The organism is Bacillus sp. MN7755 (assembly GCF_054771475.1).
The window spans coordinates 75348-102130 of the sequence record NZ_BTRL01000027.1; the positions used below are offsets into that span (position 1 = coordinate 75348).

Annotated in this window: 25 protein-coding genes and 2 other annotated features; of the genes, 24 read left to right on the forward strand and 1 reads right to left on the reverse strand. The window is 33.9% G+C overall.

Features of this window, described 5'->3' with window-relative positions:
- Positions 1-63: 63 nt before the first annotated feature.
- From ACYVEC_RS26725 to ACYVEC_RS26735, 3 genes are all read left to right on the forward strand, one after another.
- Positions 64-735 carry an O-methyltransferase gene (locus ACYVEC_RS26725; RefSeq protein ID WP_063224188.1) on the forward strand — a complete coding sequence of 224 codons (672 nt, stop codon included), beginning with the start codon at positions 64-66 and terminating at the stop codon, positions 733-735.
- Positions 736-866: 131 nt separating this feature from the next.
- The gene (locus ACYVEC_RS26730; protein ID WP_460509161.1) at positions 867-1739 is read left to right on the forward strand and encodes an aminoglycoside 6-adenylyltransferase; all 873 of its coding nucleotides are present in this window, start codon (positions 867-869) and stop codon (positions 1737-1739) included.
- Between the two features lie 118 nt (positions 1740-1857).
- Positions 1858-2685: a peptidoglycan-N-acetylglucosamine deacetylase gene (locus ACYVEC_RS26735; RefSeq protein WP_063224186.1), complete on the forward strand. Its 828-nt coding sequence runs from the start codon at positions 1858-1860 to the stop codon at positions 2683-2685.
- A gap of 183 nt (positions 2686-2868) precedes the next feature.
- Here ACYVEC_RS26735 and ACYVEC_RS26740 read toward each other — a convergent pair whose 3' ends face one another.
- Positions 2869-3477, reverse strand: coding sequence for an NUDIX hydrolase (locus ACYVEC_RS26740; RefSeq protein WP_063224185.1), 609 nt, complete (start codon positions 3475-3477; stop codon positions 2869-2871).
- Between the two features lie 82 nt (positions 3478-3559).
- Between ACYVEC_RS26740 and ACYVEC_RS26745 the strand changes: the two genes are divergently transcribed.
- From ACYVEC_RS26745 to ACYVEC_RS26845, 21 genes are all read left to right on the forward strand, one after another.
- Positions 3560-4198, forward strand: a complete 639-nt coding sequence (locus ACYVEC_RS26745; RefSeq protein WP_063224184.1) for a pyridoxamine 5'-phosphate oxidase family protein — start codon at positions 3560-3562, stop codon at positions 4196-4198.
- Between the two features lie 233 nt (positions 4199-4431).
- Positions 4432-4663: a binding site (T-box leader), on the forward strand.
- Between the two features lie 115 nt (positions 4664-4778).
- Positions 4779-5010: a binding site (T-box leader), on the forward strand.
- Between the two features lie 154 nt (positions 5011-5164).
- A complete protein-coding gene (locus ACYVEC_RS26750; RefSeq protein ID WP_460509166.1) occupies positions 5165-6460 on the forward strand; it encodes a homoserine dehydrogenase in 1296 nt (431 codons plus the stop codon).
- Positions 6453-7511 (forward strand): threonine synthase, encoded by a 1059-nt coding sequence (thrC, locus tag ACYVEC_RS26755; RefSeq protein WP_063221740.1) that lies wholly within the window; start codon positions 6453-6455, stop codon positions 7509-7511. Before ACYVEC_RS26750 ends, thrC begins: the two co-directional genes overlap by 8 nt.
- Positions 7508-8401, forward strand: coding sequence for a homoserine kinase (gene thrB / locus ACYVEC_RS26760; protein ID WP_063221739.1), 894 nt, complete (start codon positions 7508-7510; stop codon positions 8399-8401). The genes thrC and thrB overlap by 4 nt, the downstream gene beginning before the upstream one ends.
- 115 nt (positions 8402-8516) lie before the next feature.
- Positions 8517-8726 (forward strand): DUF6366 family protein, encoded by a 210-nt coding sequence (locus ACYVEC_RS26765; protein ID WP_063221738.1) that lies wholly within the window; start codon positions 8517-8519, stop codon positions 8724-8726.
- A 214-nt stretch (positions 8727-8940) separates the two neighbouring features.
- Complete coding sequence (locus ACYVEC_RS26770) at positions 8941-11241, forward strand: glycoside hydrolase (RefSeq protein ID WP_063221737.1); 2301 nt, start codon at positions 8941-8943, stop codon at positions 11239-11241.
- 201 nt (positions 11242-11442) lie between these two features.
- Entirely contained in the window at positions 11443-12444 is a 1002-nt protein-coding gene (locus ACYVEC_RS26775) for an LCP family protein (protein WP_063221744.1), read from the forward strand.
- Between the two features lie 163 nt (positions 12445-12607).
- The gene (locus ACYVEC_RS26780; RefSeq protein ID WP_063221736.1) at positions 12608-13855 is read left to right on the forward strand and encodes a hypothetical protein; all 1248 of its coding nucleotides are present in this window, start codon (positions 12608-12610) and stop codon (positions 13853-13855) included.
- 13 nt (positions 13856-13868) lie between these two features.
- A complete protein-coding gene (locus ACYVEC_RS26785; RefSeq protein WP_063221735.1) occupies positions 13869-14558 on the forward strand; it encodes a response regulator transcription factor in 690 nt (229 codons plus the stop codon).
- Positions 14555-15916: a sensor histidine kinase gene (locus tag ACYVEC_RS26790; protein ID WP_063221734.1), complete on the forward strand. Its 1362-nt coding sequence runs from the start codon at positions 14555-14557 to the stop codon at positions 15914-15916. The genes ACYVEC_RS26785 and ACYVEC_RS26790 overlap by 4 nt, the downstream gene beginning before the upstream one ends.
- Positions 15917-16016: 100 nt before the next feature.
- Positions 16017-16838: a peptidoglycan-N-acetylglucosamine deacetylase gene (locus ACYVEC_RS26795; RefSeq protein WP_063221733.1), complete on the forward strand. Its 822-nt coding sequence runs from the start codon at positions 16017-16019 to the stop codon at positions 16836-16838.
- A 14-nt stretch (positions 16839-16852) separates the two neighbouring features.
- Positions 16853-17509 carry a YkyA family protein gene (locus tag ACYVEC_RS26800; RefSeq protein ID WP_098557437.1) on the forward strand — a complete coding sequence of 219 codons (657 nt, stop codon included), beginning with the start codon at positions 16853-16855 and terminating at the stop codon, positions 17507-17509.
- 148 nt (positions 17510-17657) lie between these two features.
- The gene (locus ACYVEC_RS26805; RefSeq protein WP_000119510.1) at positions 17658-18338 is read left to right on the forward strand and encodes an MgtC/SapB family protein; all 681 of its coding nucleotides are present in this window, start codon (positions 17658-17660) and stop codon (positions 18336-18338) included.
- Between the two features lie 96 nt (positions 18339-18434).
- Positions 18435-18974, forward strand: coding sequence for a GNAT family N-acetyltransferase (locus ACYVEC_RS26810; protein WP_142332788.1), 540 nt, complete (start codon positions 18435-18437; stop codon positions 18972-18974).
- Between the two features lie 310 nt (positions 18975-19284).
- Complete coding sequence (asbA, locus tag ACYVEC_RS26815; RefSeq protein WP_275719596.1) at positions 19285-21093, forward strand: petrobactin biosynthesis protein AsbA; 1809 nt, start codon at positions 19285-19287, stop codon at positions 21091-21093.
- Positions 21094-21152: 59 nt separating this feature from the next.
- Positions 21153-22991: an IucA/IucC family protein gene (locus ACYVEC_RS26820; RefSeq protein WP_275719595.1), complete on the forward strand. Its 1839-nt coding sequence runs from the start codon at positions 21153-21155 to the stop codon at positions 22989-22991.
- Positions 22978-24216 carry an AMP-binding protein gene (locus ACYVEC_RS26825; protein WP_275719594.1) on the forward strand — a complete coding sequence of 413 codons (1239 nt, stop codon included), beginning with the start codon at positions 22978-22980 and terminating at the stop codon, positions 24214-24216. Before ACYVEC_RS26820 ends, ACYVEC_RS26825 begins: the two co-directional genes overlap by 14 nt.
- Positions 24213-24488: a petrobactin biosynthesis protein AsbD gene (gene asbD, locus ACYVEC_RS26830; protein WP_063221727.1), complete on the forward strand. Its 276-nt coding sequence runs from the start codon at positions 24213-24215 to the stop codon at positions 24486-24488. The genes ACYVEC_RS26825 and asbD overlap by 4 nt, the downstream gene beginning before the upstream one ends.
- 23 nt (positions 24489-24511) lie before the next feature.
- Complete coding sequence (locus ACYVEC_RS26835; RefSeq protein ID WP_063221726.1) at positions 24512-25495, forward strand: DUF6005 family protein; 984 nt, start codon at positions 24512-24514, stop codon at positions 25493-25495.
- A 37-nt stretch (positions 25496-25532) separates the two neighbouring features.
- Positions 25533-26375 (forward strand): petrobactin biosynthesis 3-dehydroshikimate dehydratase AsbF, encoded by an 843-nt coding sequence (gene asbF, locus ACYVEC_RS26840; RefSeq protein WP_063221725.1) that lies wholly within the window; start codon positions 25533-25535, stop codon positions 26373-26375.
- A gap of 123 nt (positions 26376-26498) precedes the next feature.
- The gene (locus ACYVEC_RS26845; protein ID WP_000113545.1) at positions 26499-26705 is read left to right on the forward strand and encodes an alpha/beta-type small acid-soluble spore protein; all 207 of its coding nucleotides are present in this window, start codon (positions 26499-26501) and stop codon (positions 26703-26705) included.
- Positions 26706-26783 lie beyond the last annotated feature (78 nt).

Sequence of the window (26783 nt, forward strand, 5' to 3'; positions counted from 1 at the left end):
TTTTCGGTATAATCAAAAGTGAATAGTAGAAATGCATTGAAAAATTGAAGGGATGGTATTTTCATGAGTATGGTTGAGAAATGGACGGCTGTTGATCAATATGTGAGTGATGTATTAATACCGAAAGATTCTATATTAGAAGAAGTTCTTCAAGCAAACGCTACAGCTAATTTACCGGCACATGACGTATCGCCAACGCAAGGGAAGTTTTTACAACTATTAGTACAAATTCAAGGAGCTCGTAACATTTTAGAAATTGGTACTCTAGGCGGATATAGCACGATATGGCTTGCAAGGGGATTGTCATCGGGAGGACGAGTTGTTACATTGGAAGCAAGTGAAAAGCATGCTGACATTGCGCGTAGCAATATTGAGCGTGCTAATTTGAATGATAGAATTGAAGTGCGAACAGGATTAGCTTTAGATTCTTTACAGCAAATCGAAAATGAGAAGTATGAACCATTTGACTTTATTTTTATAGACGCTGATAAACAAAATAACCCTGCTTATTTTGAATGGGCACTGAAATTATCACGACCGGGGACTGTAATTATTGGAGATAACGTAGTACGTGAAGGAGAAGTTATTGACAATACTAGTAATGATCCTCGCGTACAAGGGATACGTCGTTTCTATGAGCGAATAGCTGCTGAGCCGCGTGTAAGTGCTACAGCGCTTCAAACGGTCGGTAGTAAAGGGTACGATGGATTCATAATGGCGGTCGTAAAAGAATAACGAAAGGAGATAAATAGAATGAAAAAGATGTTTGGAAAATTATAACATGTATCGTATACAACGCAGTTAGCTCGTGGACCTCCTATATATATCACTATATTTTATATGAAAAAATTGGAGGTTGTGAGTAGATGAGAACTGAAAAAGAAATGTTAGACTTAATTATAAATACAGCAAAAGAGGATGAAAGAATTCGAGCTGTCATCATGAATGGATCGCGTGTGAATCCAAATGTGAAAAGAGACTGTTTTCAAGACTATGATATTATGTATGTTGTAAAAGATATACGCTCTTTTACGTCTAATCATAATTGGATACGTAGATTTGGAGAAATAATGATTGTACAAATGCCAGAAGAAATGTCATTAGTTCCTGCGGACGAAGACGGGAAATTTCCGTATTTAATGCAGTTTATGGATGGGAACCGAATCGATTTAACGTTAGTTCCAGTTGATTTAATAGATATATTTGTAGGGCACGATAGTTTAAGTAAACTGCTTCTTGATAAAGATGATTGTATGGATGAATTTCCACCAGCAAGCGATAGGGATTACTTAATAAAAAAGCCTACAGAAAAAGAGTTTTTGGATTGCTGTAATGAATTTTGGTGGTGTAGTACGAATGTAGGGAAAGGACTATGGAGAGAAGAACTTTCTTATGCGAAAGGGATGATTGATGGTCCAGTGCGAGATATGTTCATCGTAATGCTAGAATGGCATATTGGTATGAAAAAAGACTTTACAGTTAATGCAGGGAAGTTTGGAAAGCATTTCGAGCAATATATTGAAAAAGATATGTGGGTGCAATTTAAAAGGACATTTTCTAATGCAGAATATGAAAACATATGGGAATCATTCTTTGTCACGTGTGATTTATTTAGGGAAGTGGCGAATGAAATTGCTAACACATATGGATATCAATATCCGCAAGATGATGATGATAAAGTGACGAACTATTTAAAACATGTGAAAGCTTTGCCAAAAGATAGTACATCGATTTATTAATAATATAAAGCAGTAAGACTGTCCTAATTAAGGACAGTCTTATTTTTGTTTATGAATAACAATTTCTCTAACAAAGTGCAGATGAATCACATATGAAAATTTAGGGAGGTTTTTTATCATGTATTATTTTTATTCGCCAGAAATGTTTGCTCCATATCAATGGGGACTAGAACGAGATGTTTCGTATGCGTATATGCCATATAACTCATTTTATTATGGAGACTATATAAGCACATTGCCATACGAATATATCCCTCAAAACTATGAAGTACAAATGAAAGCAGATGAGCGTGGATCGTGGACACCATTTTTATGGGTCGAAAAATATGCGTACGCATTTTCAGGACCGTACAATAAAGCGGAAGTCGCTCTTACATTTGATGATGGACCGGATTTAGAATTCACGCCAAGAATATTAGATAAGTTAAAACAACATAATGTAAAAGCTACTTTTTTCCTGCTTGGTGAAAATGCAGAAAAGTTTCCAAATGTAGTGAAGCGTATTGCGAATGAAGGGCATGTAATTGGCAATCATACGTATAGCCATCCAAATTTAGCAAAAGTAAATGAGCCTGAGTACCGTAATCAAATTATAAAGACGGAAGAAATATTAAATCGTTTAATTGGTTATGCACCGAGGTTTATACGTCCGCCGTATGGTGAAATACTTGAAAATCAATTGAAGTGGGCAACTGAGCAAAATTTTATGATTGTACAGTGGAGTGTTGATACGGTTGATTGGAAAGGTGTAAGTGCTGATACGATTACAAATAATGTGTTAGGAAACTCATTTCCTGGTAGTGTCATACTTCAACATTCAACTCCAGGTGGGCATTTGCAAGGATCTGTAGAGGCGCTAGACAAAATTATTCCACAGTTAAAAACGAAAGGAGCACGCTTTGTAACACTTCCAAGTATGTTTCAAACATCGAAAGAGAGAAAATAAAGTGGAATTTAATTCAGTCGGGTTTTGTCAATTATCCATTGAGTATAAGCTCTCGTTAATTGGACTTGTACGGGCGAACCATGCCTTTGCAGAAATTTGAGGTGAGATTCTTATTGCTCGCACGCAAATAGTAAGATAAAGAATAGGACTCCTGAGTAATGTACGCTGAGAGTCCTATTTTATTTACAAGCTATTATTTTTTAGTAATTCTTTTCCTTGTTCTACAACAAATTCATAGTACGCAAGATCATACGGATAAATATCTTCAAATGTTATCGTAATCGGGTTACTGTTTAAAACTGAAATAGTCGTTAAAGATGAAATCTCTCTTTTTAATAGTTGTAGAAAAGAAGTTGCATGTATTTTCATTACATCGTCTACTTCTTCACCTGGTGCGAATGGAAGTGGCTGGATGACATTGTAAAAATACATATGACAAAACTCGCGATCCGTAAGATTTGAAATTTCATAATCTATTGTAAAGATTCCTTTGTATGCTAAATCAGTAGTTTGAAAGGAAAGTCCTAATTCTTCTTCAATTTCACGAAGACCACCAATTTGTACATCTTCATCATGCATAATATGTCCAGCTGAAGTAATATCCCATATAAGTGGAGCTTCTTTCTTATTTTTAGAGCGTAATTGGAAATATAAAAACATATCTGCATCATCTTTTTCTACAAACCAACAATGAAATGTTTCGTGCCAATCACCGTCACGGTGCACTTTATCACGTAATTTCTTCCCAAGTATGTTTCTTTCAGTATCAAATATAGTTAACCACTCTGCCATTTAAATTCCCCTTTCTGCAAATTTTATTATACAATATTTGTATTGAATTTTGGGAAAATAAAGAAAAAAGGGGTCGTTATTAGTGGGAATAGAGGGTAAGGAAATAAAATCGATTATTTCAACAGAGAAGGAATTACGGGGAATATTGGGGCAACCAAGTGAACGAGCTTTAAAAAAAGTTATTTCATCATTAGACCACCATTGCGTAGATTTTCTGTCTAAATCTCCTTTTCTAGTATTATCTACGGCAAATAAATTAGGAGAGTGTGATGCTTCGCCGAGAGGAGATGCACCTGGATTTGTATACGTATTCAATAATAATAAAATTATCATTCCAGAAAGACCAGGCAATCGTCGTATAGACTCCATTTTGAATATTATTTCCAATCCACGTGTAGGGTTAATCTTTTTTATTCCAGGTCTTGGGGAGACACTCAGAATAAATGGTCGAGCGTATATTACAAACGACGAAGAAATTTTGCAAGAAATGCAGGTGAATGGACGCAATCCGTTACTTGGAATTGTTGTTGAAATAGAAGAGTGTTATATTCATTGTGCAAAAGCTTTTATTCGTTCTAAGATGTGGGATCCAGAATCTTGGTTGAATAAAAAAGAGTTACCTTCAGCAGCAAAAATGTTGCTAGAGCATGCGAAAGTGAATGCTTTAGAAGAAGATGTTGCACGTTCTTTAGAAGAAAGTTATACGAAAAGACTGTATTAAACATTTTATTGATATAATTTTGTGAGGTGAATATGTACGTATTTTAGAATGGGATATTTATATACGAATCGTTGATTTACAAACTGGAGAAATAACAAAATAGGTAAATTGAGTGGCAGTTGCATAATGCTATTGTGAAATATAATAAAAAAATGTCTTGAAAATAGTTAGTAAAAATAGGCTTGCTTTTTAAAAAATTGATAACTATAATAAGTTAACAAATAGACATGAACGAAAAAGTAATGATAAGGACAAGAAATCATTTTTACGGTTTACAGAGAGGGAAGTCAAGGGTGTGAGCTTCCTAACACGAGAAATGGTTTTACCACCTTTGAACTTCAATAGTGAACGAGCAATCTAGTAATTATTGACGGTATCAGCCGTTATCTGAACTTGAGCAATCTAGGGGGAAATATGTCTAGATTGGAACAAGGGTGGAACCACGAAAACACATTCGTCCCTTTCCTAGGGATGAGTGTGTTTTTTTATAGATTTTAAGATTGAAAATTTTAAATAATTAAAAAATAGTATTGATTTTGTTTCTTATGCGAGTATAATGAGTTAACAAATAAACATGAACGAAAAAGTAACGATAAGGACAAGAAATCATTTTTACGGTTTACAGAGAGGGAAGTCAAGGGTGTGAGCTTCCTAACACGAGAAATGGTTTTACCACCTTTGAACTTCAATAGTGAACGAGCAATCTAGTAATTATTGACGGTATCAGCCGTTATCTGAACTTGAGCAATCTAGGGGGAAATATGTCTAGATTGGAACAAGGGTGGAACCACGAAAACACATTCGTCCCTTTCCTAGGGATGAGTGTGTTTTTTTATTACTTTGAAAGGAGGTGCTGTAACATGAAACGATTTGTACGTACGGAAATAACCACCACCTGCACAATTAAAAGGCAGAACAAGGTGATTGATAGAGATAAAAAACAAAATTGTAGGAGGAGATTAGAAGATGAATAACGTTATTAATGTTGGGGTGTTAGGATTAGGTACAGTCGGAAGTGGTGTTGTCCATATTTTGAAAGAACATTATAAAAAAATCGCTCTTGATACAGGATATGAAGTAAAGGTAAAGACAGTCGTTGTACGTGATTTAGAAAAAGAACGTGATGTTTGCATCAATGGAATCGTAGTAACAAGTCATGTCGATGAAGTTCTAAATGATTCAAATATTGATATTGTAGTAGAGGTAATGGGCGGAATTGAAGAAGCAAAACAGCATATTGTTAAGGCTTTACGAAATAAGAAACATGTCGTAACAGCAAATAAAGATTTAATGGCTGTATACGGTGCGGAGCTTCTCCAATTAGCGAATGAAAATGATTGTGATCTATGTTATGAGGCAAGTGTAGCGGGTGGTATTCCAGTGTTAAGAGGATTAACGGACGGATTAGCTTCAGATCAAATTGAAAAAATAATGGGAATTGTAAATGGCACAACAAATTATATGTTAACAAAGATGAGTCAAAAGGGATGGTCTTATGAAGAGGCTTTACAGGAAGCACAAAAATTAGGTTTTGCAGAATCGGATCCGACTGCAGATGTAGATGGATTAGATGCAGCGAGAAAAGTAGCAATTCTTGCAAATTTAGGTTTTTCGATGAATGTTTCTTTAGATGATGTGCAAGTAAGAGGGATTCGAAAGGTCGAAAAAGAAGATTTACAAATGGTTGAAAAGTTAGGGTTTACTATGAAATTAATTGGTAAAGCAGAGAAACAAGGATCAGCCATTCATTTAAGTGTAGAACCGACTCTTTTACCAAGTCATCATCCATTATCAAATGTAAATAATGAATTTAATGCCGTATATGTTCACGGTCAAGCAGTAGGAGAAGTAATGTTTTACGGACCTGGAGCAGGTAAATTGCCGACTGGTTCTGCTGTAGTAAGTGATATTATTTCAATCGTTAAAAATATGAATCAAGTTCAGAAAAATAAAAGTGCGTTAAAAGAACCAGAACCATATGAATTACAAGGGGATGAAGAAGTCGTTTCGAAATATTTCTTACGTATCTCATTACGAGATGAACCTGGGATGTTACAAAAAATAACAGAATGTTTCGTTAATTGTTCTGTAAGTTTAAAAGAAGTTATTCAATTACCTTTAAATCGTGAACTTGCAGAAGTCGTTGTTGTGACACATCAAACTTCAAAGTATCAATTCGAACGAGTTTTAGGGGCGATAGAAGATGTCGCAAGTGAAATAAACAGTTACTACATTATTGAGGAGGAAAAACAATATGTATAAAGGACTATTAAACCAATATGCTTCTTATTTACCTGTAAATGAAAACACACCTGATGTGAGCTTAATGGAAGGAAATACACCCCTTATTCCGTTATTAAATATATCAAAACAATTAGGGATTCAGTTATACGGTAAGTACGAAGGAGCGAATCCGACAGGTTCTTTTAAAGATCGTGGTATGGTAATGGCAGTCGCAAAGGCGAAAGAAGAAGGTTCGGAGGCCATTATTTGTGCATCGACAGGTAATACATCAGCATCGGCTGCCGCATACGCGGCACGCCTTGGAATGAAATGTGTTATCGTAATACCGGAAGGAAAGATTGCGCATGGAAAATTAGCGCAAGCAGTTGCCTATGGTGCTGAAATCATTTCAATAGAAGGAAATTTTGATGATGCACTAAAGGCTGTAAGAAATATTGCTGCAGAAGAGCCGATTACGTTAGTAAACTCTGTAAATCCTTATCGAATTGAAGGGCAAAAAACAGCAGCATTTGAAATTTGTGACCAATTGCAAAGTGCACCAGATGTTTTAGCGATTCCTGTTGGGAATGCCGGGAATATTACAGCGTACTGGAAAGGTTTCTGTGAATATGAGAAAGAAAAAGGCTATAAAAAGCCAAGAATTCACGGATTTGAAGCGGAAGGAGCAGCTGCTATTGTAAAAGGGCATGTCATTGAAGAGCCCGAAACAATTGCAACAGCGATTCGCATCGGTAACCCAGCAAGTTGGTCATATGCTGTAGAGGCTGCCGAGCAATCTCACGGTGAAATAGATATGGTATCAGATGAAGAGATTTTACATGCGTATAGATTATTAGCAAAATCGGAAGGGATTTTCGCTGAGCCAGGATCAAATGCTTCATTAGCGGGCGTAATTAAACATGTTCAATCTGGAAAAATCAAAAAAGGAGAAACAGTTGTTGCAGTTTTAACTGGAAATGGCTTGAAAGATCCTGATATCGCAATTTCTTCTAATACATTAGATATTGCAAGTGTTTCAAATAATTTAGAACAAATTAAGGAGCATATTAAAGGGGTGATTATGTCGTGATACCATTAAGTATTCGTGTTCCTGCTAGTACAGCAAATGTTGGACCTGGATTTGATTCAGTAGGAATAGCTTTGTCATTATATTTAAATGTAGTAGTAAAAGAAAAAGCTGATAAATGGCAAGTAATCCATTCCTTTGAAGAGTCTATTCCGACAGACGATAAAAATTTAATCGTAAGCACGGCATGTAAAGTTAGTCCTTCTTTATCACCCCATATAATAGAAGTTACTAGTAATATCCCACTAACAAGAGGACTAGGAAGTAGCGCATCAGCAATTGTAGCTGGGATAGAGCTTGCGAATCAACTAGGCAATTTGAACTTAACTACTAATCAAAAAGTTCAAATTGCTACAAATTTTGAAGGACATCCTGATAATGTTGCTGCTTCTATATTGGGAGGGATTGTAATCGGAGCACTTGATGGAAAGGATGTTTCTGTTGTAAGAATTGAAAGTAAGGAATTAGGCGTAATTTCTCTTATTCCAAATGAAGAGCTAAATACAGATGAAAGCCGATCTGTATTACCAGATATGTTTCCGTTTCATGAAGCAGTAAAGGCTAGTGCGATAAGCAACGTATTAGTAGCTGCGTTTTGTCAAAAGAAATGGGAAGTTGTAGGAGAAATGATGGAAAGAGATCATTTTCACGAGCCATATCGTTTAGAGCTCGTACCGTTATTACCATCTATACGTAAATGTGCAAAAGAATTCGGAGCATATGGCACAGCACTTAGTGGTGCAGGACCATCTATTTTTATTTTAACGCCGTATGAGAAACGTCAAGAAATTGCTGAGCAATTAGCGAGAGTATTTACGTCTATGAAAGTGTGTGAGTTAGAAATTGATCATAGAGGGACTACTGTAAATAAGAAAGAACATATTGGATTATAGAGAAAGCTAGCATCGCTAGCTTTCTTTATGTTGTAAATATCTTTTAAGTTTGCATATAAAAGAAAAATATTAATGTATAATTTAGTAAAGAGTGTATTAATTTAGAGGTGATCGTATGAAGAAAGAGTCACCGGAAGAAAAAAGAGAACTTATAAGGCAAAGTGAATTGAAAAATAATCCTACAGGTTCTTTAAAGGATGGACTTAACAGAGCTGAAACAGGTAGTCCAGTTGATATGACGGGTGGTATGAATTGGAAAGGTACAGGGCTAGTAATTTTAGTGCTAGTTTTAGGATATATTATATACACTTATTTTTTTAGTTAAGAAATGCATGTTAAAACTTTGAATGATTTGCTTTCATATTTAGTGAGGCTAAAAAACCACGGTTAGAGTACTACATATATATTCTAAGCAGATAATAGTTGTTCATATACACTTATTTTTAATACTCAAAATAGAGCTAGCGTTATGCTGGCTCTATTTTTTGCCATATTCCTGTAACAAAGCCCCTGTATATTCAGTGGTGGAGGTGCAGAAGATGAAAAAAATGATAGCGATATGTCTGCTTACAACTATGTCATTTTCGACTTTAGTCGGGTGTGATGTAAAAGATAACAATGCTGTACAAAGGTCTAAAATAAAGAAAGCGACATATAAAGAGTTTACTTACGATGTAAATCCAGAGACTTTCACGTTAATTGTAGAACATGACGGTGTAAAGGAACAGGCGTCACAGCCGTTGCCGAAAATGAAGGTGTCGAATGTAAAAAAAGACAAGGGTCGCACATCTTGGGAATATCCAGATCAAAAAGTAAAAGTGAATCTAGTAAAGAAAAAAGATCACTTAAATATCGAGGTGGAATCGACTGGTGCAGAAAGCTTTACATGGCCGAAAGTACAAGCTGAAACTTATACACTTCCGTTATGGGAAGGGAAGCAAATTCCGAGTAATGATGAAAATTGGAAAAAGTTTTTAAAGGATGATGCATATTCATTTGCTGAATCATTTTCTATGAAGTTTTTTGCATTAAATGGTTCGAAATATTCCATTGTATATATTGCGAACAATATGTTTAATAATGAATTGAAATTTCATTCGGATCCGAAAATAGGATTTGATTTCATACATGAATTTCCGCGTATAAATAAAAATAAAACATATGGATTTCAGTTATACGTGACAAATAATGATGCAGTTAGTATTGCGAAACTATATAAAGACAATATCGCTCGAAAAGGTGAATTCAAAACATTAGAAGAAAAGGCTAGAAAAAATAAAGAGATAGAAAAGCTTTACGGCGCAGCTCATTTTTATTTTTGGAATCAAAATGGCTTATCAGAAAGTAATGTAAATTGGCCAAAGTTAAGAGAACAAATAAATAGCCCTGTGTTCAGTCATATAAAAGAGCTTATTCAAAAGAATAGTTCAGAGCCTGGGGAGCTGAATGTATTTGAGCAAGTAAATAAACAAGATTTTGTTGATAAGTATCAAAAAAATGTTATTTTGCGTTATATGAATGAAGTATTATCAATGAAGGAATTGTATAAAGAGGACATTTTCCTAAAAGTTGATCAGGAAGCTAGTGAGTTATTAAACAAAGGTGTAGATCATTTATCGAAGATGGAATTATATAACTTAAATAAGCATGTATTAAAGTCGGTGCTCGGTGATGCGGTTGAAGAAGTAAGTAAATGGGGTAAGGCAGATGGAACGGATATTATAAAGGAAATGAAATCGGCAGGAATAGATAATGCTTGGATTGGGTTACCGAACTGGGAACAAGGGTATATGCAGCCTGATTTCGTGACAGAAGCTAAGAAAATGGGATATTTAGTTGGTTCGTATGATTCTTACCATTCTATTCACGAAAAAGCTGATAAAAATTGGAATACAGCTTCTTTTACTGATCCATCGTTATATGAAGAGGCAACTGTGACGAAGAGAAATGGAGAAAAGGTGCAAGGGTTTTTAGGTAGAGGACGAAAATTAAATCCAACTTTATCTCTTCCTAGTGTAAAAGAACGAATGAACGATATATTACAAAATGGACCTAAATACAATTCATGGTTTATTGATTGTGATGCAACAGGTGAAATTTATGATGACTATTCGGCTAAACATATAACGACACAAGAACAAGATTTAAAAGCAAGATTACAACGAATGGATTATATTGCGCAAGAAAAAGGTATGGTAGTTGGCTCTGAGGGCGGAAATGATTTTGCAAGTAGCACGATTGCATTTGCCCACGGCATTGAAACGCCTGTTATTAAATGGGACGATGATGATATGAGGAAAAACAAAACAAGTCCGTATTATGTGGGCGGATATTGGTCACCGAATCAAAATGTTCCAGAAAAATATGCAAAACAAGTACCGTTAAAAGAAGAGTATAAACAAGTGTATTTAAATCCTGTATATTCAGTACCGTTATATAAATTAGTATACAATGATTCTGTAATTACAACGCATCACTGGGAATGGGGAAGTTTGAAAGTAAAAGATGAGGTCGGAAACCGTATGCTATACGAATTATTGTATAACGTTCCTCCGTTGTACCATTTAGATGAAGTAGAGTGGAATAAGCATAAAAAAGAAATTACGCAGCATCTGAAAGTTTGGAATGAAGTTCATGAAAAGGCAGTGAAAGAAGCGATGACGAATTTTGCATATTTGTCAGAAGATAAGTTAGTACAAGCAGCTTCGTATGGGGAAAATATTAAAATTATTGTAAATTTCTCAAATGAAGATATGGAAATAGAAAAGACGAAAATAAAAGCAAAATCAGCTTTCATTATTAATAATGGAAAGCAAACTATGTATACACCAAACCAATAAAATTGTAATATATAAATTTTATCGTATTTTTATATAAATAGTGACTTGCCAAAAATAAGTACAAGAGTATAATGTGAAATGGAGTACATATTGGATTCATGCAGTAACCTTACAAAATTGTAAGGTAATTGAAAGGAAATTCAATATGAAGGTTAATAGACTTGCATTATAATTGGGAAAGAGAAAGAGAGGCGAATGGATATGAGCTCTGAATTAGAACAGAATACGAGAAGCAGTAAAAAACGTTCTAAAAGAAAGTCAATAAAATGGTTCATTTTAATTCCATTTTTCCTACTTATTTTTGGTGGAGTAGGATATGGATCGTTAATATATAATAAAGCAAAAGCAGTGGTAAGTGATGCATATGCACAAATTGATAAGTCATCGAAGCGTGATAAAGAAGTTGAACCTTTAAAGGATAACATTTCAATTCTAATCATGGGTGTTGATGGTAGTGAAATGAGAAAAAGTCAATACGGAGAAGCTGTTCGAACAGATGCACTTTTATTAGCAACAATTAATAAAGATGATAAATCAGTTAAATTAGTAAGTATTCCGCGTGATTCACGTGTATATATTCCATCTAGAAAGAAATTAGATAAAATTACACATGCACACGTATTTGGTGGTGTGGAAAGTACACGGGATACGGTGGAAAGATTTTTAAATGTTCCTGTTGATTATTATGTGAAGTTTAACTTTGAATCATTCGTACAAATTGTCGATTCACTTGGTGGCATTGATATTGATGTACCAGTTACTTTCACAGAACAAGATAGTAAAGACCAAGCTGGTATGATCCATTTAGAAAAGGGTTATCAACATTTAAATGGAGAGCAAGCACTTGCGCTTGCAAGAACGCGTAAAATTGACAGTGATGCAATGCGTGGTCAAAGACAGCAACTTGTAATTGAAGCAATTGCTAAAAAAGCAATGTCTGTCCAATCAATTAGTAAAATGGGCTCATTACTTGATGCAGTTGATAAAAATATGAAAACGAACTTAACTTTCGATGATATGCTTGCTATTACGAAAAATATGGCAGGGTCTAACTTGGAAATGGAAAAAATGCAAATTGAAGGTACAGATAAACGTATCGGTGGTATTTATTATTACATTCCAAACGAAAAAAATGTGAAAGACATTTCGAAAAAATTAAATGATCATCTAGGTGTAACACCAAAATCAGTTCGAAATGAATAATAAAAAAGATTGGCTTCTGCCAATCTTTTTTTATCGGAATTGATTTGTAACTTTTCTGTAACGATTTTTTATTATAGAAAAATTATACTCATATGTATGAGAATATTGGAGAAGTAAAAAGTAAAAAGAAATAATTAAAATCTGTAATAAGGAAAGATATTATATGCAGAAATGGATAGGCATTATGGGAATCATTTTTATGTTGACTGGATGTAAAATGTCTGAAGCTCCAACAAATTTAATGGAAGCTCCTGCCAATGAGAAATGGATTAATGAACTAAAAGAGCAAATAGATAAAGATTTGCCTGTTAATTATCGATTGCTTACTCCAATGTCTAATAAAGATAAACAGATGATTTGGTCAATGGATTTTAAACAAGATAATAAAAAAGAAGCCATCATATTTTATAAATTACCGAATGAAGATCATAGCGTATATTTAACTGTATATGAGGAAAGCGGCAGTGGGTGGAAAATAAAGTCTACGCAAAAATTTGATGGTGGAGATGTAGATATCGTTGAAGTTGGTGATTTCACAGGGAACGGGAAGCGAGAGTTATTAATTGGAATCTCTGTAAGTCGTGAATCGCTAGAACATGTTATGTATGTTTTTTCGGAAGAAAATGAAGATATGAAGGAGATTTATAATCGACGTTATACAAAGTTATTTATAGATGATCTAAATAGAAACGGTCTTAATGATTTAAGCCTTGTTACGTATGAAAAAGATGAGAAGTTGACAGTTGAATTCATTGAACAATTTAAGACTTTATCTGAAGCGTCATTCGATCCATTTATAAATAGCATTCAAAGAATACAAATGGGCCGTATTTCAAAATCACAAAAGGCGATTGTAATTGATGCAGGAATTGGCGCTCATTCAGGTATAACGTATGTAGCAAAATTTGATGAGAATCATTATGAGGTACTACCTATAGATGGGAAAGAAGATTTGTTCAATGAATATGTTGTAGAAAGTAAAGATGTTAATGAAGACGGCATTATTGAATTTGTTCGTACTGTACGTCCAAAAGGTTGGGAAGATAAACCACATGGTGATAGCCCGCTCTTTGAACGTTACATACAGTGGAGTGAATCTGGAATTAAACCAATTGAAGAAAGATATATCGATATAGAAAAAGGCTATTATGTAAAAATTCCTAAAGAGTTAATAGGAAAAATTACGATACCAGATCAGCAAAAGGAATCAAATTCCCAAAAGTTTTTGGATATAAGTAAAAATGACATATGGCTTGAAGTCTACATTTTTAAGCGAAAAGAATGGTTCAAAATAAAAGGATATGAGGCAGCAGTTAAAACGGCTTCTCACGTATATGCAGTACCGAAACAACCAAAGTTTGAAAAAGTGAAAGTATATATAAAACCGCTAGCGGATTATCAACAAGAGTAAGGAGGTGGAAATTATGCCAACAATTTTAGTTTTAGAAGATGAAATGCCTATTCGTAGTTTTATTGTCTTAAATTTGAAACGTGCTGGATTTTATGTGTTAGAAGCTAGTACTGGAGAAGAGGCGTTACAAATTTTATGTGAACATACTGTAGATGTAGCATTGCTTGATGTAATGTTACCGGGAATTGATGGTTTTCAAGTTTGTAAAGCGATCCGAGAAGGAAATAAAAAAATGGGCATTATTATGTTAACAGCACGTGTACAAAATGAGGATAAAGTACATGGACTAGGGATTGGTGCAGATGATTATATTGCAAAGCCGTTTAGTCCAGTGGAATTAACTGCACGTATACAATCTTTATTAAGAAGAATAGAGGTACATGAAGAAAAAACAAATATAATTATGTCTGGTCCGTTTTCGTTACACATTATTGAAGAAAGAGTATATAAAGGTGGACAATTAATTGATTTAACCCCTACAGAGTATATGATATTACAGTATTTAATGAATCAGGCTTCAAAGCCCGTTTCGCGTGATGAAATTTTAAATATGATTTGGGGAAACAATTATGTAGGGGAGACGAAAGTAGTAGATGTAAATATGAGACGGCTACGTCAAAAGATAGAATGTAATCCATCAGAACCTGAATTTATTCTTACTGTGTGGGGAAAAGGATATGTGTGGAAGGAAAGTATAAGATGAAACGGAAAGTGACTTTATATTTTATGACGGTCATTATACTTATGCTTGTATTATTTGAAGTAGTATTTTCAGTCTCTATTTATCGATATTATTATAATGGTATTGTGCAATATGTAGAATCTCATGCGAAGACGAGTACACGATTTTTCTCTGAATACAATTCATTATATTTTATTCGTTTGCAAGAATATAGTGGTGACATCATTAGTAGTTTTGAATTAGAAGGAACAGAATTACAATTAATTGATCGTCATGGTTCAATTATACAATCTTCAAGTGGACAAAAGGTAGAAGGTAAAGTAGTTATTCCGTATTCGTTACTAGAAGGAGAAATGTATCATCAAGTCACTACTACGAAAGACAATGTGAAACAATTGGAAGTGATTAGTCCACTTATTCATCAAGGACAAACTATCGGTGTTTTAAAATATACGACTGTATTAACACATGTAAATGCTAAGATTATTGAAATTATAATGTTTACTATTTCTGTAGGTATTGTTATTTCAGGAATTGTATTCTTAATCAGTAGACGATTAGCAAATTCGTTTGTGAAACCTATTGAATCTATTATTCATGCTTCTTCACAAATTGCAGAAGGCACATTAAAGAAGAAAATTAAAGAGGATTATCCTGGTGAATTAGGGGAGTTAGCGCGCAGTTTAAATCATATGTCTGATAAAATAGAAAAAGCGGAACAGATGAAAAATGAATTTATTGCTTCTATTTCTCATGAAATACGAACGCCTTTAACAGGAATTAAAGGTTGGAGTGAGACGTTAAAAACGGTAGATTATTTAACGGAAGAAGAGATCAAGCAAGGCATGGGAATTATTTCAGGTGAGACAGACCGATTAATTCACTTAGTAGAAGAATTGCTAGATTTTTCAAGATTACAATCAAATCATTTTAATTTATATAAACAAAAGGTGCAATTATACGATATACTAGAGGAGACGATTTGGCAATTAACTCCTAACGCTGAAGAGAAGCAAATGCAATTCATCAAAACTATAGAACGAATTGAATTGATAGGAGATCGAAATAGGCTAAAGCAAATTTTCTTAAATATTGTTCAAAATGCAATTAAATATTCACATAAAAATGGTACAGTATATATTGAAGCGACCAAAAATGAAGGACAAGCAGTCATAAAGGTGAAAGACGAAGGGATTGGGATTGCTAAAGAGCATTTACCATATATAGAACAGTCATTTTACCAGATTAATAATCATGCTACAGGTGCTGGTCTTGGTTTAGCTATCGTTAAAAAAATGGTAGAGCTTCATGGAGGTACAGTAAATATTATAAGTAAAGAAGGAATAGGAACAACCATTATGATAAAAATCCCATTATAATACATATAAAGTCTGTTTATATAGTTTAATAAAATAAATAGATGTATAATTATATTGGGTGATTTATATATAAGATTAATAGGGAGAGGAATTCGATAGAATGGAAAAAGCTTTTAAAATTAAACGAGTAGTATTCGTTTTAATAGCGATTGCAGCGGTAGCTATTGGGTATTTCATGTTTCAATCCATTACTTCACCAGCAAAGGCTGTTGCAAAACAAGAAAATGTAGTACAACTCGCAAGTGAACAACCAAAAGTAGAAATGAATAAAACGGCACCAAGTCGTTTTAATGGTAAGGAAAGAAAAGTTGCTTATCTTACATTTGATGATGGCCCAGGGAAATATACGGCTGAATTATTAAATACGTTAAAACAACATGATGCGAAGGCGACATTCTTTTTAATTGGAGCAAATGTAAAAGAATTTCCAGATTTAGTAAAACGTGAAAATGCAGAAGGTCATTATGTAGGAATGCATAGTATGACGCATAATTTTGCAAAGTTATATAAAAATGGCGAATATGTAAATGAGATGAAAGAGGATCAAAGCTTAATTGCAAATATTATTGGGAAATCACCTAAATTAACACGTCCACCATACGGTTCGATGCCTGGATTAAATGAAGGTCTTCGAAATAAAGTGGTAGAAGGCGGCTTTAGAGTGTGGGATTGGACAATTGATTCATTAGACTGGAAATATAATAAAATGCAAGTTGATGCAGCTGCAGCACAAATTGCTCAAAATGTATTAACAAATGCAACAAAACCACAGGAAGTCATTTTAATGCATGATATCCACCCGCAATCAGTTGCTGCTGTGCCAGCAATTTTAAAAGGGTTAAAAGAAAAGGGTTATGAGTTTGAAGCTTATCATGAAGAGAGTCACTTCCCAGTGAACTTCTGGCATGATAACCGTATGTAATGGAGGAATGAACGTTGAAGTATGGAAAAGTAGCAGTAGTTGGAGCACTATCAGTAGGACTATTAACAGGTTGTTTCGGTGAAAAACCAGAAGAAAATCTATATACAGCTTTTGAAACAGCAGCGACACAAGAAAAATCTTTAGTTGATGAAGCAAAGAAACTAGAGAAGTTAGAGAAGGAAGGTCAAGATCTATATTCTCAAATTTTACAAGAAGGTAAAGATCATAATGAAGCTGTTATGAAAAAAATCGAGCAAGCTACTGCAAATGTAGATGACCGTGAAAAAGTATTAAAAAATGAGAAAGAAATGCTAGAAAAAGCTCAGAAAGAAACGAAATCCGTTCAAGGAAATATAGAGAAGCTTGAAGATAAAAAGTTACAAAAACAAGCGAAAGCAGTAGAAGAGTCGTATAAAAATCGTTATGATGCATTCCAAAAGATGAATGAAAATTATACGAAGGCGTTAGCGACTGAAAAAGAACTGTATGAAAAATTAAAGGTAAAAGAAACGAAATTAAAAGAGATTGGTGAAAAAGTTAAGGCTGTTAATGAATTAAATGTGGAAGCACAAAAATCAAAAGAGCAATTTAACAATTTTACAAAAGAGTATAATGACAGTAAATTAGCATTTTACAAAGATGCAGAGATTAAGATTAAAGACCAGAAATAATAAGCGTAATAAAAAGCCGGAGAAACATCGTCACAAATGTTTTTTCGGTTTTTTACGTTAAATGAATAGAAAAGACTGGAATTGATATCATAAAAGAGTTATAGTGAATTATTCCAAGGGAAACATTGTAAAGTAAGGAGATTGAAATATGTCATATGAATTTTTACTCAAATTAGGTTTAGCACTCTTTTTAGGATTATTCATCGGAATAGATAGGCAGCTAAAGAATAAACCACTTGGTGTGAAAACAAGTATGGTTATTTCTGTAGCAAGTTGTTTAATTACGATGGTTTCAATTGAATCCGTACATGTATATTCTGTTCCAGGGCATACAAATATGGATCCAATGCGTCTAGCTGCTCAAATTGTGAGTGGGATTGGTTTTCTTGGGGCAGGTGTTATTTTACGAAGAAGTAATGATGTTATTTCTGGATTAACGACAGCTTCTATGGTGTGGGCTGCTTCAGCTTTGGGTATAGCAATTGGGGCAGGATTTTATTTACAAGCGACGGTTGCTATGGTTTTAATTATTTTAGCAATTAATGTACTTCCGCAACTTGTGAAAATTGCAGGACCGTATTCATTAAGACAAAAGGACTTATCTATAAAAATTACTGTAAAAGAGCATCATGAATTAGATGGTATATTTAAGCAGATAAAAAATTTAGGAATGCATGTGAAACGAGTGAAGATTAAAGATATAGATAGTGGAGCATTTCAACAATTAGAGATGGTCATTTTAGCTCCAGAAGATTTATATACAACTGAGCTATATAGTTCACTAAAAGAGATAGATCGTGTTGTTTCAGTTGAAGTGGAAAGTAGATAATTGTAAGAAAAAAGAGTGAAGTCAATTCACTCTTTTTTTATTTGGGTTTTTAAGGAAGTAAATTGATATAATGATGAGTAAACGAGGGGGGAAATGATGGAGATACATATTAGAAGAGCGATAAAAGATGATATACCGGGTATAGCAAAGGTACACGTTGATAGCTGGAAAACAACATATAAAGGGATATTCCCTAACGGATTTTTGGGGAATATAACATATGAGCAACGAGAAAAACAGTGGGAAAACATTTTTCAACAAGAAGGTAATCATCAATTTAGATTTGTAGCAGAGACGTTAAATGGAGAAATAGTTGGATTCATTGATGGGGGAATAGAAAGAAGCGGTACATATAATTGTGATGGGGAATTATATGCGATCTACCTTTTACAAACGTATCAAGGAATGCAAATAGGACAAAAGTTATTTCAAGCTTTATTATCGGAATGTATAAACAATGATATGCAATCCCTTTTAGTTTGGGTCGTTACGAATAATCCTTCTAAAAAGTTTTATGAAAAATTTAATCCTGAAAAAATTGATACGAAATTTTTAGAGAGAGTACAGATAGAAGAGACAGCGTATTGTTGGAGAGATTTGAATTTGTTATATGAACAGCTAGATAGATTGATATAAATAATAATATTATGTAAACAAATCGCGAGAAAAGGTATACCAAATAAGGTATACCTTTTTATTAATCCATTTTTGATGGATTAATAAAAAATAGTAGGTAATTAGTTTGAAAACAAGAATTTTTTTAGCGTATTTTTAACTAGGTTAAATAAAAGAAAGAAAAAAAGAAAAATTAAATTTCATAAAAAAATTCTGAAATATACTCTTGAATTGAATATCATTATCAATTAGAATCATAATTGATAACGACATTCAATTATCGTTTATTATATAAAATTTCGATAGCTTTAATATAAAGAGGAGGACCAGTATGCAGCATGCGAAACAAATCGCAGAACATGCAACATTACAAAGCTTTTTAAACTGTTATTTAAGAGAAACAGGGAGTGGAGAATGGATTACAGAGGATGAAGGAATGGAAAGTATCTTCAGTAATACGTTGAATAGAGATACAGTCCCCACATATTTATGTTGTCGGCTATCGGCACAGAACGTTACTTTGTATGGAGAAGTTATTTATAAATCATCAACAGATCGCCATTTGTTTGGAGAACAATTTTATTATCAAATTGGAGATAGTAATTCTGTTATTAAAGCAGATTACGTAACAGTTATTACTTTCTTAATAAAAGAGATGTCTATCAACTACGGAGAAGGGACGAATCCTGCTGAACTTATGCTTCGAGTTATTCGTAGTTGTCAAAATATTGAGGGATTTACAAAAGCGAGAATAGAAGACACATCTGCATTATACGGTTTCCATACAACTTTTATAGAGGCGGAGCAGTCTTTATTATTTGGACATTTAACTCACCCTACACCAAAGAGTAGACAAGGTATATTGGATTGGAAAAGTGCAATGTATTCTCCAGAATTAAAAGGAGAATGCCAGCTGCATTATTTTCGGGCACATAAAAGTATAGTGAATGAAAAATCATTATTATTAGATTCTACAACAGTAATTTTAAAAGAAGAGTTACGTAATGATGAGATGGTTAGTAAGGAATTTATCTTAAAGTATTGTAATAAAGATGAATATTCATTAATTCCAATTCATCCGCTTCAGGCAGAATGGTTATTACACCAATCTTACGTCCAGGATTGGATAGATCAAGGAGTACTTGAATATATTGGTCCTGCTGGTAAGTATTATATGGCAACATCATCACTTAGGACGTTATATCATCCCGATTCAAAGTATATGCTTAAGTTTTCATTTCCGGTAAAAGTAACAAATTCAATGCGCATTAATAAATTGAAGGAACTTGAGAGTGGTCTTGAAGGGAAGGAAATGTTAAATACGGCTATTGGTGAAGTACTAGAAAAGTTTCCCGGCTTTGATTTTATTTGTGATCCAGCATTTATTACATTAAATTATGGAACACAAGAATCAGGATTTGAAGTAATTATACGAGAGAATCCTTTTTATAGCGAACATGTCAATGACGCTACATTAATTGCTGGGCTAGTTCAAGATGCTATACCTGGAGAACGTACTCGCTTATCAAATATTATTCACCGCCTAGCAGATTTAGAAAGTAGAAGTTGTGAAGAAGTAAGTTTAGAGTGGTTTAGACGATATATGAATATTTCTTTAAAGCCGATGGTATGGATGTATTTACAGTATGGTGTTGCATTAGAAGCTCATCAGCAAAATAGCGTTGTTCAGCTAAAGGACGGTTATCCGGTCAAATATTATTTCCGTGATAATCAAGGTTTTTATTTCTGTAATTCAATGAAAGAAATGCTTAATAATGAGTTAGCTGGTATTGGAGAACGTACTGGAAATTTGTATGACGACTATATTGTAGATGAAAGATTTCGTTACTACTTAATTTTTAATCATATGTTTGGACTCATTAACGGATTTGGTACAGCTGGATTAATTAAGGAGGAAATTCTTCTCACGGAATTAAGATCTGTACTTGAATCGTTCCTTCCTTATAATCGTGAACCTTCTACCTTTTTAAGAGAATTGTTGGAAGAGGATAAGTTGGCATGTAAAGCAAATTTATTAACGAGATTTTTTGATGTCGACGAGTTAAGTAATCCTTTAGAACAAGCAATTTACGTACAGGTACAGAATCCGCTCGTTAGAGAAGTGGCTGTTCGTTCATAAATAGTATTAAAATTTCACGTAATACAATTAATGGTATTTTTCGTAAGGTAGAGGAGGTTATGAGAATGGACATGTATCATACGAAAATATTGAAAGCGCTTGAGTCAGAAGATTACATTTCAGTACGAAGAAGAGTTTTATGTCAATTAGTAGAGTCGTTAATTTATGAGGGGATCATTATACCAGTTCGTATAGAAAAAGAAAAACAAATTCTTTTTCTTATACAAGGACTTGATGAGGAAAACAAAAGTGTCACGTACGAATGTTACGGAAGAGAACGAATGACATTTGGACGTATCTCTATAGATTCATTAATAGTAAGAGTTCAAGAGGAAAAACAAGAAATACAATCAGTTTCGCAATTTTTGGAAGAAGTTTTTCGGGTTGTTAACGTAGAACAAACGAAATTAGATTCTTTTATTCACGAATTAGAACAAACGATATTTAAAGACACGATTGCACAATATGAAAGACGTAATAAGTTGAAATTTACTCAAAAATCATACGATGACTTTGAAAGCCATTTAATTGATGGTCACCCATATCATCCAAGCTATAAAGCACGCATTGGGTTTCAATATCGTGACAATTTTCAATATGGATATGAATTTATGAGGCCAATAAAACTTATATGGATTGCAGCTCATAAGAAATATGCGGCTGTAGGTTATGAAAATGAAGTGATTTATGACAAAATTTTAAAAGATGAAGTAGGCGAGCACAAATTAGAAGCGTATAAGGAACGAATTCACAGTGCGGGATGTGATCCAAAGCAGTACGTGTTTATACCTGTTCATCCTTGGCAATGGGAGAATTTCATCATTCCAAATTACGCTGAGTATATACAGGATAAAAGTATTATTTATTTAGGGGAATCAGTGGACGATTATTGTGCGCAACAATCTATGAGAACGTTAAGAAATGTTACGAATCCAAAGAGGCCATATGTAAAGGTATCGCTGAATATACTTAACACTTCGACACTCCGTACGCTGAAACCATATTCAGTTGCGAGTGCACCAGCTATATCGAATTGGTTAAGTGATGTCGTAAGTCAAGATTCTTATTTAAGGGATGAATCACGTGTAATTTTGTTAAAGGAATTTTCGAGTGTAACGTATGATACGAATAAGAAAGCCACATATGGTTCATTAGGATGCATTTGGCGTGAAAGTGTTCATAATTATTTAGATGAGCAAGAGGATGCAGTTCCCTTTAACGGCTTATATGCAAAAGAGAAAGATGGGACACCAGTTATTGATGCATGGTTAAACAAATATGGGATAGAAAATTGGCTGCGATTACTTATTCAAAAAGCGATAATACCTGTATTACATCTTGTTGTAGAGCACGGAATTTCACTCGAATCACACGGTCAAAATATGATTTTAGTTCATAAAGAAGGGCTACCTGTCCGTATTGCATTAAAGGATTTCCATGAAGGACTTGAGTTTTATCGTCCATTCTTAAAAGAAATGAATAAATGTCCGGACTTTACTAAAATGCATAAAACGTATGCGAATGGAAAAATGAATGATTTCTTTGAAATGGATCGTATCGAATGTTTACAAGAGATGGTACTAGATGCACTGTTCTTATTTAATGTAGGGGAATTAGCTTTCGTACTTGCGGATGAATATGAATGGAAAGAAGCAAGTTTTTGGATGATAGTGGTTGAAGAAATTGAAAATCATTTTAGAAAATATCCACATTTGAAAGATAGATTTGAAAGTGTTCAGCTATACACTCCTACATTCTATGCGGAGCAATTAACGAAGCGTCGATTGTATATGGATGTGGAATCGCTAGTTCATGAAGTTCCAAATCCATTGTATAGAGCAAGGCAACTTAACATACAAAAATCAGTTGTTACAGGGGGAAATTATGCTAATCGTTAATAAACAAGAGTATAGCAAAAGTGATTTTGATTTGAGATTACAAGTTTACGAAGAAATGGAACAATTTCAAGAAGCGGAAGGAAATAGATTTGCGCTTTGTCTGAAGGACCCATTTGACATTATTACGCTTGTATTTTACTTAAAAGAAAAGAAATCATCAGTATTACTTATACATGAAGATACGCCAAAAGAAACGGCTATTGAAATGGCAAAGCGTGCAAATTGTATAGGGGTTTTATATGAAGAATATAGAGATTTTACAAAACTAGAAGTAGAGGATTTTTTACTAGAAGAGCCTTCTTTATTGCAATATAGTTCTGGAACAACTGGGGAACCGAAACTGATTCGTAGAGCATGGACGGAAGTTGATAAAGAAATTACTGCTTATAATGAAGCTTTAAACTGCAAAGAGGATGAAGTGCCGATTGTTATGGCTCCTGTTTCACATTCATACGGACTAATATGTGGTACGTTATCTGCAATTACGAGGGGAAGCAAGCCTATCATCATTACGAATAAAAATCCTAAATTCGCATTAAATATCGTTCGCAATACAGAAAAACATATCATATATGCAGTACCACTTATGCTACATATTATGGGGAGTTTCCCGCAAGGACCGTTTCAGTTTCATAAAATTATGACATCCGGAGCGCCTTTACCAGAAGCATTATTTTATAAACTAAAAGAAACGACAACATATATGATGCAACAATACGGTTGTTCTGAGGCAGGTTGTATTAGTATATGTCATGATATGAAAAGCCATTTAGATTTAGGAAATCCGCTATCTCATGCGAGTATAAGCATAGGTTCAGATGAAAATATGCCTGAAGAAATTGTAGTGAAAATGAACGATAAGGAAATTTTTACGAAAGATTTAGGGTATAAATCTGAACGTGGCATTCATTTTATGGGGCGTATGGATGATGTGATTAACGTTTCAGGATTAAAAGTCTTTCCTATAGAGGTAGAAGAAACAATGCTTCGATTGGAAGGTGTTCAAGAGGCAATTGTATATCGAGGGAAACATCCTGTGATGGGTGAAATTGTTAAAGCGAAAGTAATCTCTCAAATTGATCCCGTGCAAATAAGAGAATGGTGTATGCAGCATTTACCATCTTATAAAGTTCCGCATGAAATTGAAAGTGTAACTGAAATTCCGAAAAATAAAACTGGAAAAGTAAGTAGAAAGTTACTAGAGATGGGAGAGGTTACAGCATGAGACGGGAAGCATTAAAGAATGCCGTATTAAAAATTATGACAGAAAAAATGGAACTGAAGAATATAACGCATTTAGAAGAAACGATGCACTTAAATCAAGATTTATATATAGATTCGGTAATGATGTTACAACTCATTGTATACATAGAAATGGATTTAAAGCTATGCGTTCCAGAGGATGAGGTAGATCCAAAGGCATTTCTTACTGTAGGATCTTTGCTTGATTTTATGGAAGAGTTACAGCCGTTACAGGATATAAATGTGAATAACTAACCTTTAGGAAAGTGGATGAGAGTATGACTTCAATAAAAGTGCATTGTTTAGTAAGTTGTTTTTGTGAAATTATAAAAAGACGAAGTGATATAGATTTTCGTCCATTTTATTTTGGTTTATGGGATGGAGATTTTGATATAACAGATGGTGGCATTATTTCGTATCACTCCGAAAATATTAACCATGATAATTATTTATTATGGTATGAAAGATTATACGGTATTAAAGTGAACGAATGGTATGATCATGCAAAAGATAAAGATAGCAATGTAGAAACGTTTTTAGAATTAGTAGAAAATAAGCCTGAAAATCGTTTCGTAATTGTAATGGTTGATATGTCTCTATTACCAGAGAGAGAAAATAAGTTTCATCAAAAGCCATTTCCGCATTATTTAATGATATCGAAGACAGAGAAAGAAGAAGAATGGTTCATGCTAGATCCTGATTTTCGCTGGGAAGGGAATATGGAAAGAGAAAAAGTGCTTCACTCTGTTCAAGATAACCCATTTGGTGGAGGCTATTTCATTGATGTAGAAGGAATTAAAGAACCAACACAAGAAATGGTAGCTAGTTATTTCACAGAAACATTCAAAAAGAACGACAATGAACTGACTATGGAGCTAAAAAACTTAATTATAAAAATGGCAAATGAGGAAGATGGATATGCGCTTTCTGGTCTTGTAGCAGCAGTAAAACAAATACCAGTACTTGCAATTCGTAAATATAGTTATGAACATGCCTTTGCATACTTCCGTGAAACGTTGCAATATTCGGAGCGAGAATTTGATTATTGGTGTGATCGGGTAGAAGATATTGTACAAGGATTTACAAATGTACAGTATCGTGCAATTAAAATGGCAATGACGAATAATAAAGGTATGTTATTATCAATTGTTGAAAAGCTGGATGAAATGAATGCAATTGAACTGCAAATTAAGGAGGAATTAGAGAAACAATTTCTATCTTGGAAAGCTATAAAAATAAATCAGTCTGTCGTAACTCTTTAAAAAGTTTACTGAATTTAAGACAAGGGAGTTTAAAGCTATGAAATATTCACTATGTACCATTTCATTTCGCCATCAATTAATTTCATTTACTGATATTGTTCAATTTGCATATGAAAACGGTTTTGAAGGAATTGAATTGTGGGGGACTCATGCGCAAAATTTGCATATACAAGAGTATGAAACGACAGAACGAGAATTGAATTGTTTAAAGGATAAAACCTTAGAAATTACGATGATAAGTGATTACTTAGACATATCATTATCGGCAGATTTTGAAAAAACGATAGAGAAATGTGAACAACTTGCAATACTAGCTAATTGGTTTAAAACGAACAAAATTCGTACGTTTGCTGGACAAAAAGGTAGTGCAGATTTTTCGCAACAAGAGAGACAAGAGTATGTGAATCGTATTCGCATGATTTGTGAATTATTTGCTCAGCATAATATGTATGTACTTTTAGAAACACATCCAAATACGTTAACGGATACGTTGCCTTCTACTTTGGAACTATTAGGCGAAGTAGATCATCCGAATTTGAAAATAAATCTTGATTTTCTTCATATATGGGAGTCTGGTGCAGATCCAGTTGACAGCTTCCAACGACTAAGGCCGTGGATACAACATTACCATTTTAAGAATATATCGTCAGCAGATTATTTACATGTGTTTGAACCGAATAATGTATATGCAGCAGCTGGAAGTCGTACTGGTATGGTTCCATTATTTGAAGGTATCGTAAATTATGATGAGATTATTCAAGAAGTGAGAGATACTGACCATTTCGCTTCACTTGAATGGTTTGGACATAACGCGAAAGAGATATTAAGAGAAGAAATGAAAGTATTAACAAATAGAAATTTGGTAGTAGTAACTTCGTAAAGTGAAATGGTGAAAGAGTCTCGTTAAGAGACTCTTTTTTTATAATGAAAAATAACCAAAAATTACCATGTATCTTAATTCGAATTTAACACAATTTATATATAAATAAGGAGGTGATTGGTAATGGCTAGAAATCGTAATTCTAATCAATTAGCATCACATGGAGCACAAGCGGCTTTAGATCAAATGAAATATGAAATTGCACAAGAGTTTGGTGTACAACTTGGCGCTGACACTTCTTCACGTGCAAACGGTTCTGTAGGCGGTGAAATCACTAAACGCCTAGTAGCGATGGCAGAACAACAACTTGGTGGCGGATATACTCGCTAATTGTAGAAGGTTATAGGAGAAAGGAAGGATTCTTCCTTTCTTTTTTTTTCAATTAATTGGTATGGATATATTGCGAAC

What these genes read in the sequence shown, in the direction of transcription:
- ACYVEC_RS26725 (WP_063224188.1), top strand. Translation starts at nt 64, where the DNA reads ATGAGTATGGTTGAGAAATGGACGGCTGTTGATCAATATGTGAGTGAT.
- ACYVEC_RS26730 (WP_460509161.1), top strand. Translation starts at nt 867, where the DNA reads ATGAGAACTGAAAAAGAAATGTTAGACTTAATTATAAATACAGCAAAA.
- ACYVEC_RS26735 (WP_063224186.1), top strand. Translation starts at nt 1,858, where the DNA reads ATGTATTATTTTTATTCGCCAGAAATGTTTGCTCCATATCAATGGGGA.
- ACYVEC_RS26740 (WP_063224185.1), bottom strand. Translation starts at nt 3,477, where the DNA reads ATGGCAGAGTGGTTAACTATATTTGATACTGAAAGAAACATACTTGGG.
- ACYVEC_RS26750 (WP_460509166.1), top strand. Translation starts at nt 5,165, where the DNA reads ATGAATAACGTTATTAATGTTGGGGTGTTAGGATTAGGTACAGTCGGA.
- thrC (WP_063221740.1), top strand. Translation starts at nt 6,453, where the DNA reads ATGTATAAAGGACTATTAAACCAATATGCTTCTTATTTACCTGTAAAT.
- ACYVEC_RS26765 (WP_063221738.1), top strand. Translation starts at nt 8,517, where the DNA reads ATGAAGAAAGAGTCACCGGAAGAAAAAAGAGAACTTATAAGGCAAAGT.
- ACYVEC_RS26770 (WP_063221737.1), top strand. Translation starts at nt 8,941, where the DNA reads ATGAAAAAAATGATAGCGATATGTCTGCTTACAACTATGTCATTTTCG.
- ACYVEC_RS26775 (WP_063221744.1), top strand. Translation starts at nt 11,443, where the DNA reads ATGAGCTCTGAATTAGAACAGAATACGAGAAGCAGTAAAAAACGTTCT.
- ACYVEC_RS26780 (WP_063221736.1), top strand. Translation starts at nt 12,608, where the DNA reads ATGCAGAAATGGATAGGCATTATGGGAATCATTTTTATGTTGACTGGA.
- ACYVEC_RS26785 (WP_063221735.1), top strand. Translation starts at nt 13,869, where the DNA reads ATGCCAACAATTTTAGTTTTAGAAGATGAAATGCCTATTCGTAGTTTT.
- ACYVEC_RS26790 (WP_063221734.1), top strand. Translation starts at nt 14,555, where the DNA reads ATGAAACGGAAAGTGACTTTATATTTTATGACGGTCATTATACTTATG.
- ACYVEC_RS26795 (WP_063221733.1), top strand. Translation starts at nt 16,017, where the DNA reads ATGGAAAAAGCTTTTAAAATTAAACGAGTAGTATTCGTTTTAATAGCG.
- ACYVEC_RS26805 (WP_000119510.1), top strand. Translation starts at nt 17,658, where the DNA reads ATGTCATATGAATTTTTACTCAAATTAGGTTTAGCACTCTTTTTAGGA.
- ACYVEC_RS26810 (WP_142332788.1), top strand. Translation starts at nt 18,435, where the DNA reads ATGGAGATACATATTAGAAGAGCGATAAAAGATGATATACCGGGTATA.
- asbA (WP_275719596.1), top strand. Translation starts at nt 19,285, where the DNA reads ATGCAGCATGCGAAACAAATCGCAGAACATGCAACATTACAAAGCTTT.
- ACYVEC_RS26820 (WP_275719595.1), top strand. Translation starts at nt 21,153, where the DNA reads ATGAGAATGGACATGTATCATACGAAAATATTGAAAGCGCTTGAGTCA.
- ACYVEC_RS26825 (WP_275719594.1), top strand. Translation starts at nt 22,978, where the DNA reads ATGCTAATCGTTAATAAACAAGAGTATAGCAAAAGTGATTTTGATTTG.
- asbD (WP_063221727.1), top strand. Translation starts at nt 24,213, where the DNA reads ATGAGACGGGAAGCATTAAAGAATGCCGTATTAAAAATTATGACAGAA.
- ACYVEC_RS26835 (WP_063221726.1), top strand. Translation starts at nt 24,512, where the DNA reads ATGACTTCAATAAAAGTGCATTGTTTAGTAAGTTGTTTTTGTGAAATT.
- asbF (WP_063221725.1), top strand. Translation starts at nt 25,533, where the DNA reads ATGAAATATTCACTATGTACCATTTCATTTCGCCATCAATTAATTTCA.
- ACYVEC_RS26845 (WP_000113545.1), top strand. Translation starts at nt 26,499, where the DNA reads ATGGCTAGAAATCGTAATTCTAATCAATTAGCATCACATGGAGCACAA.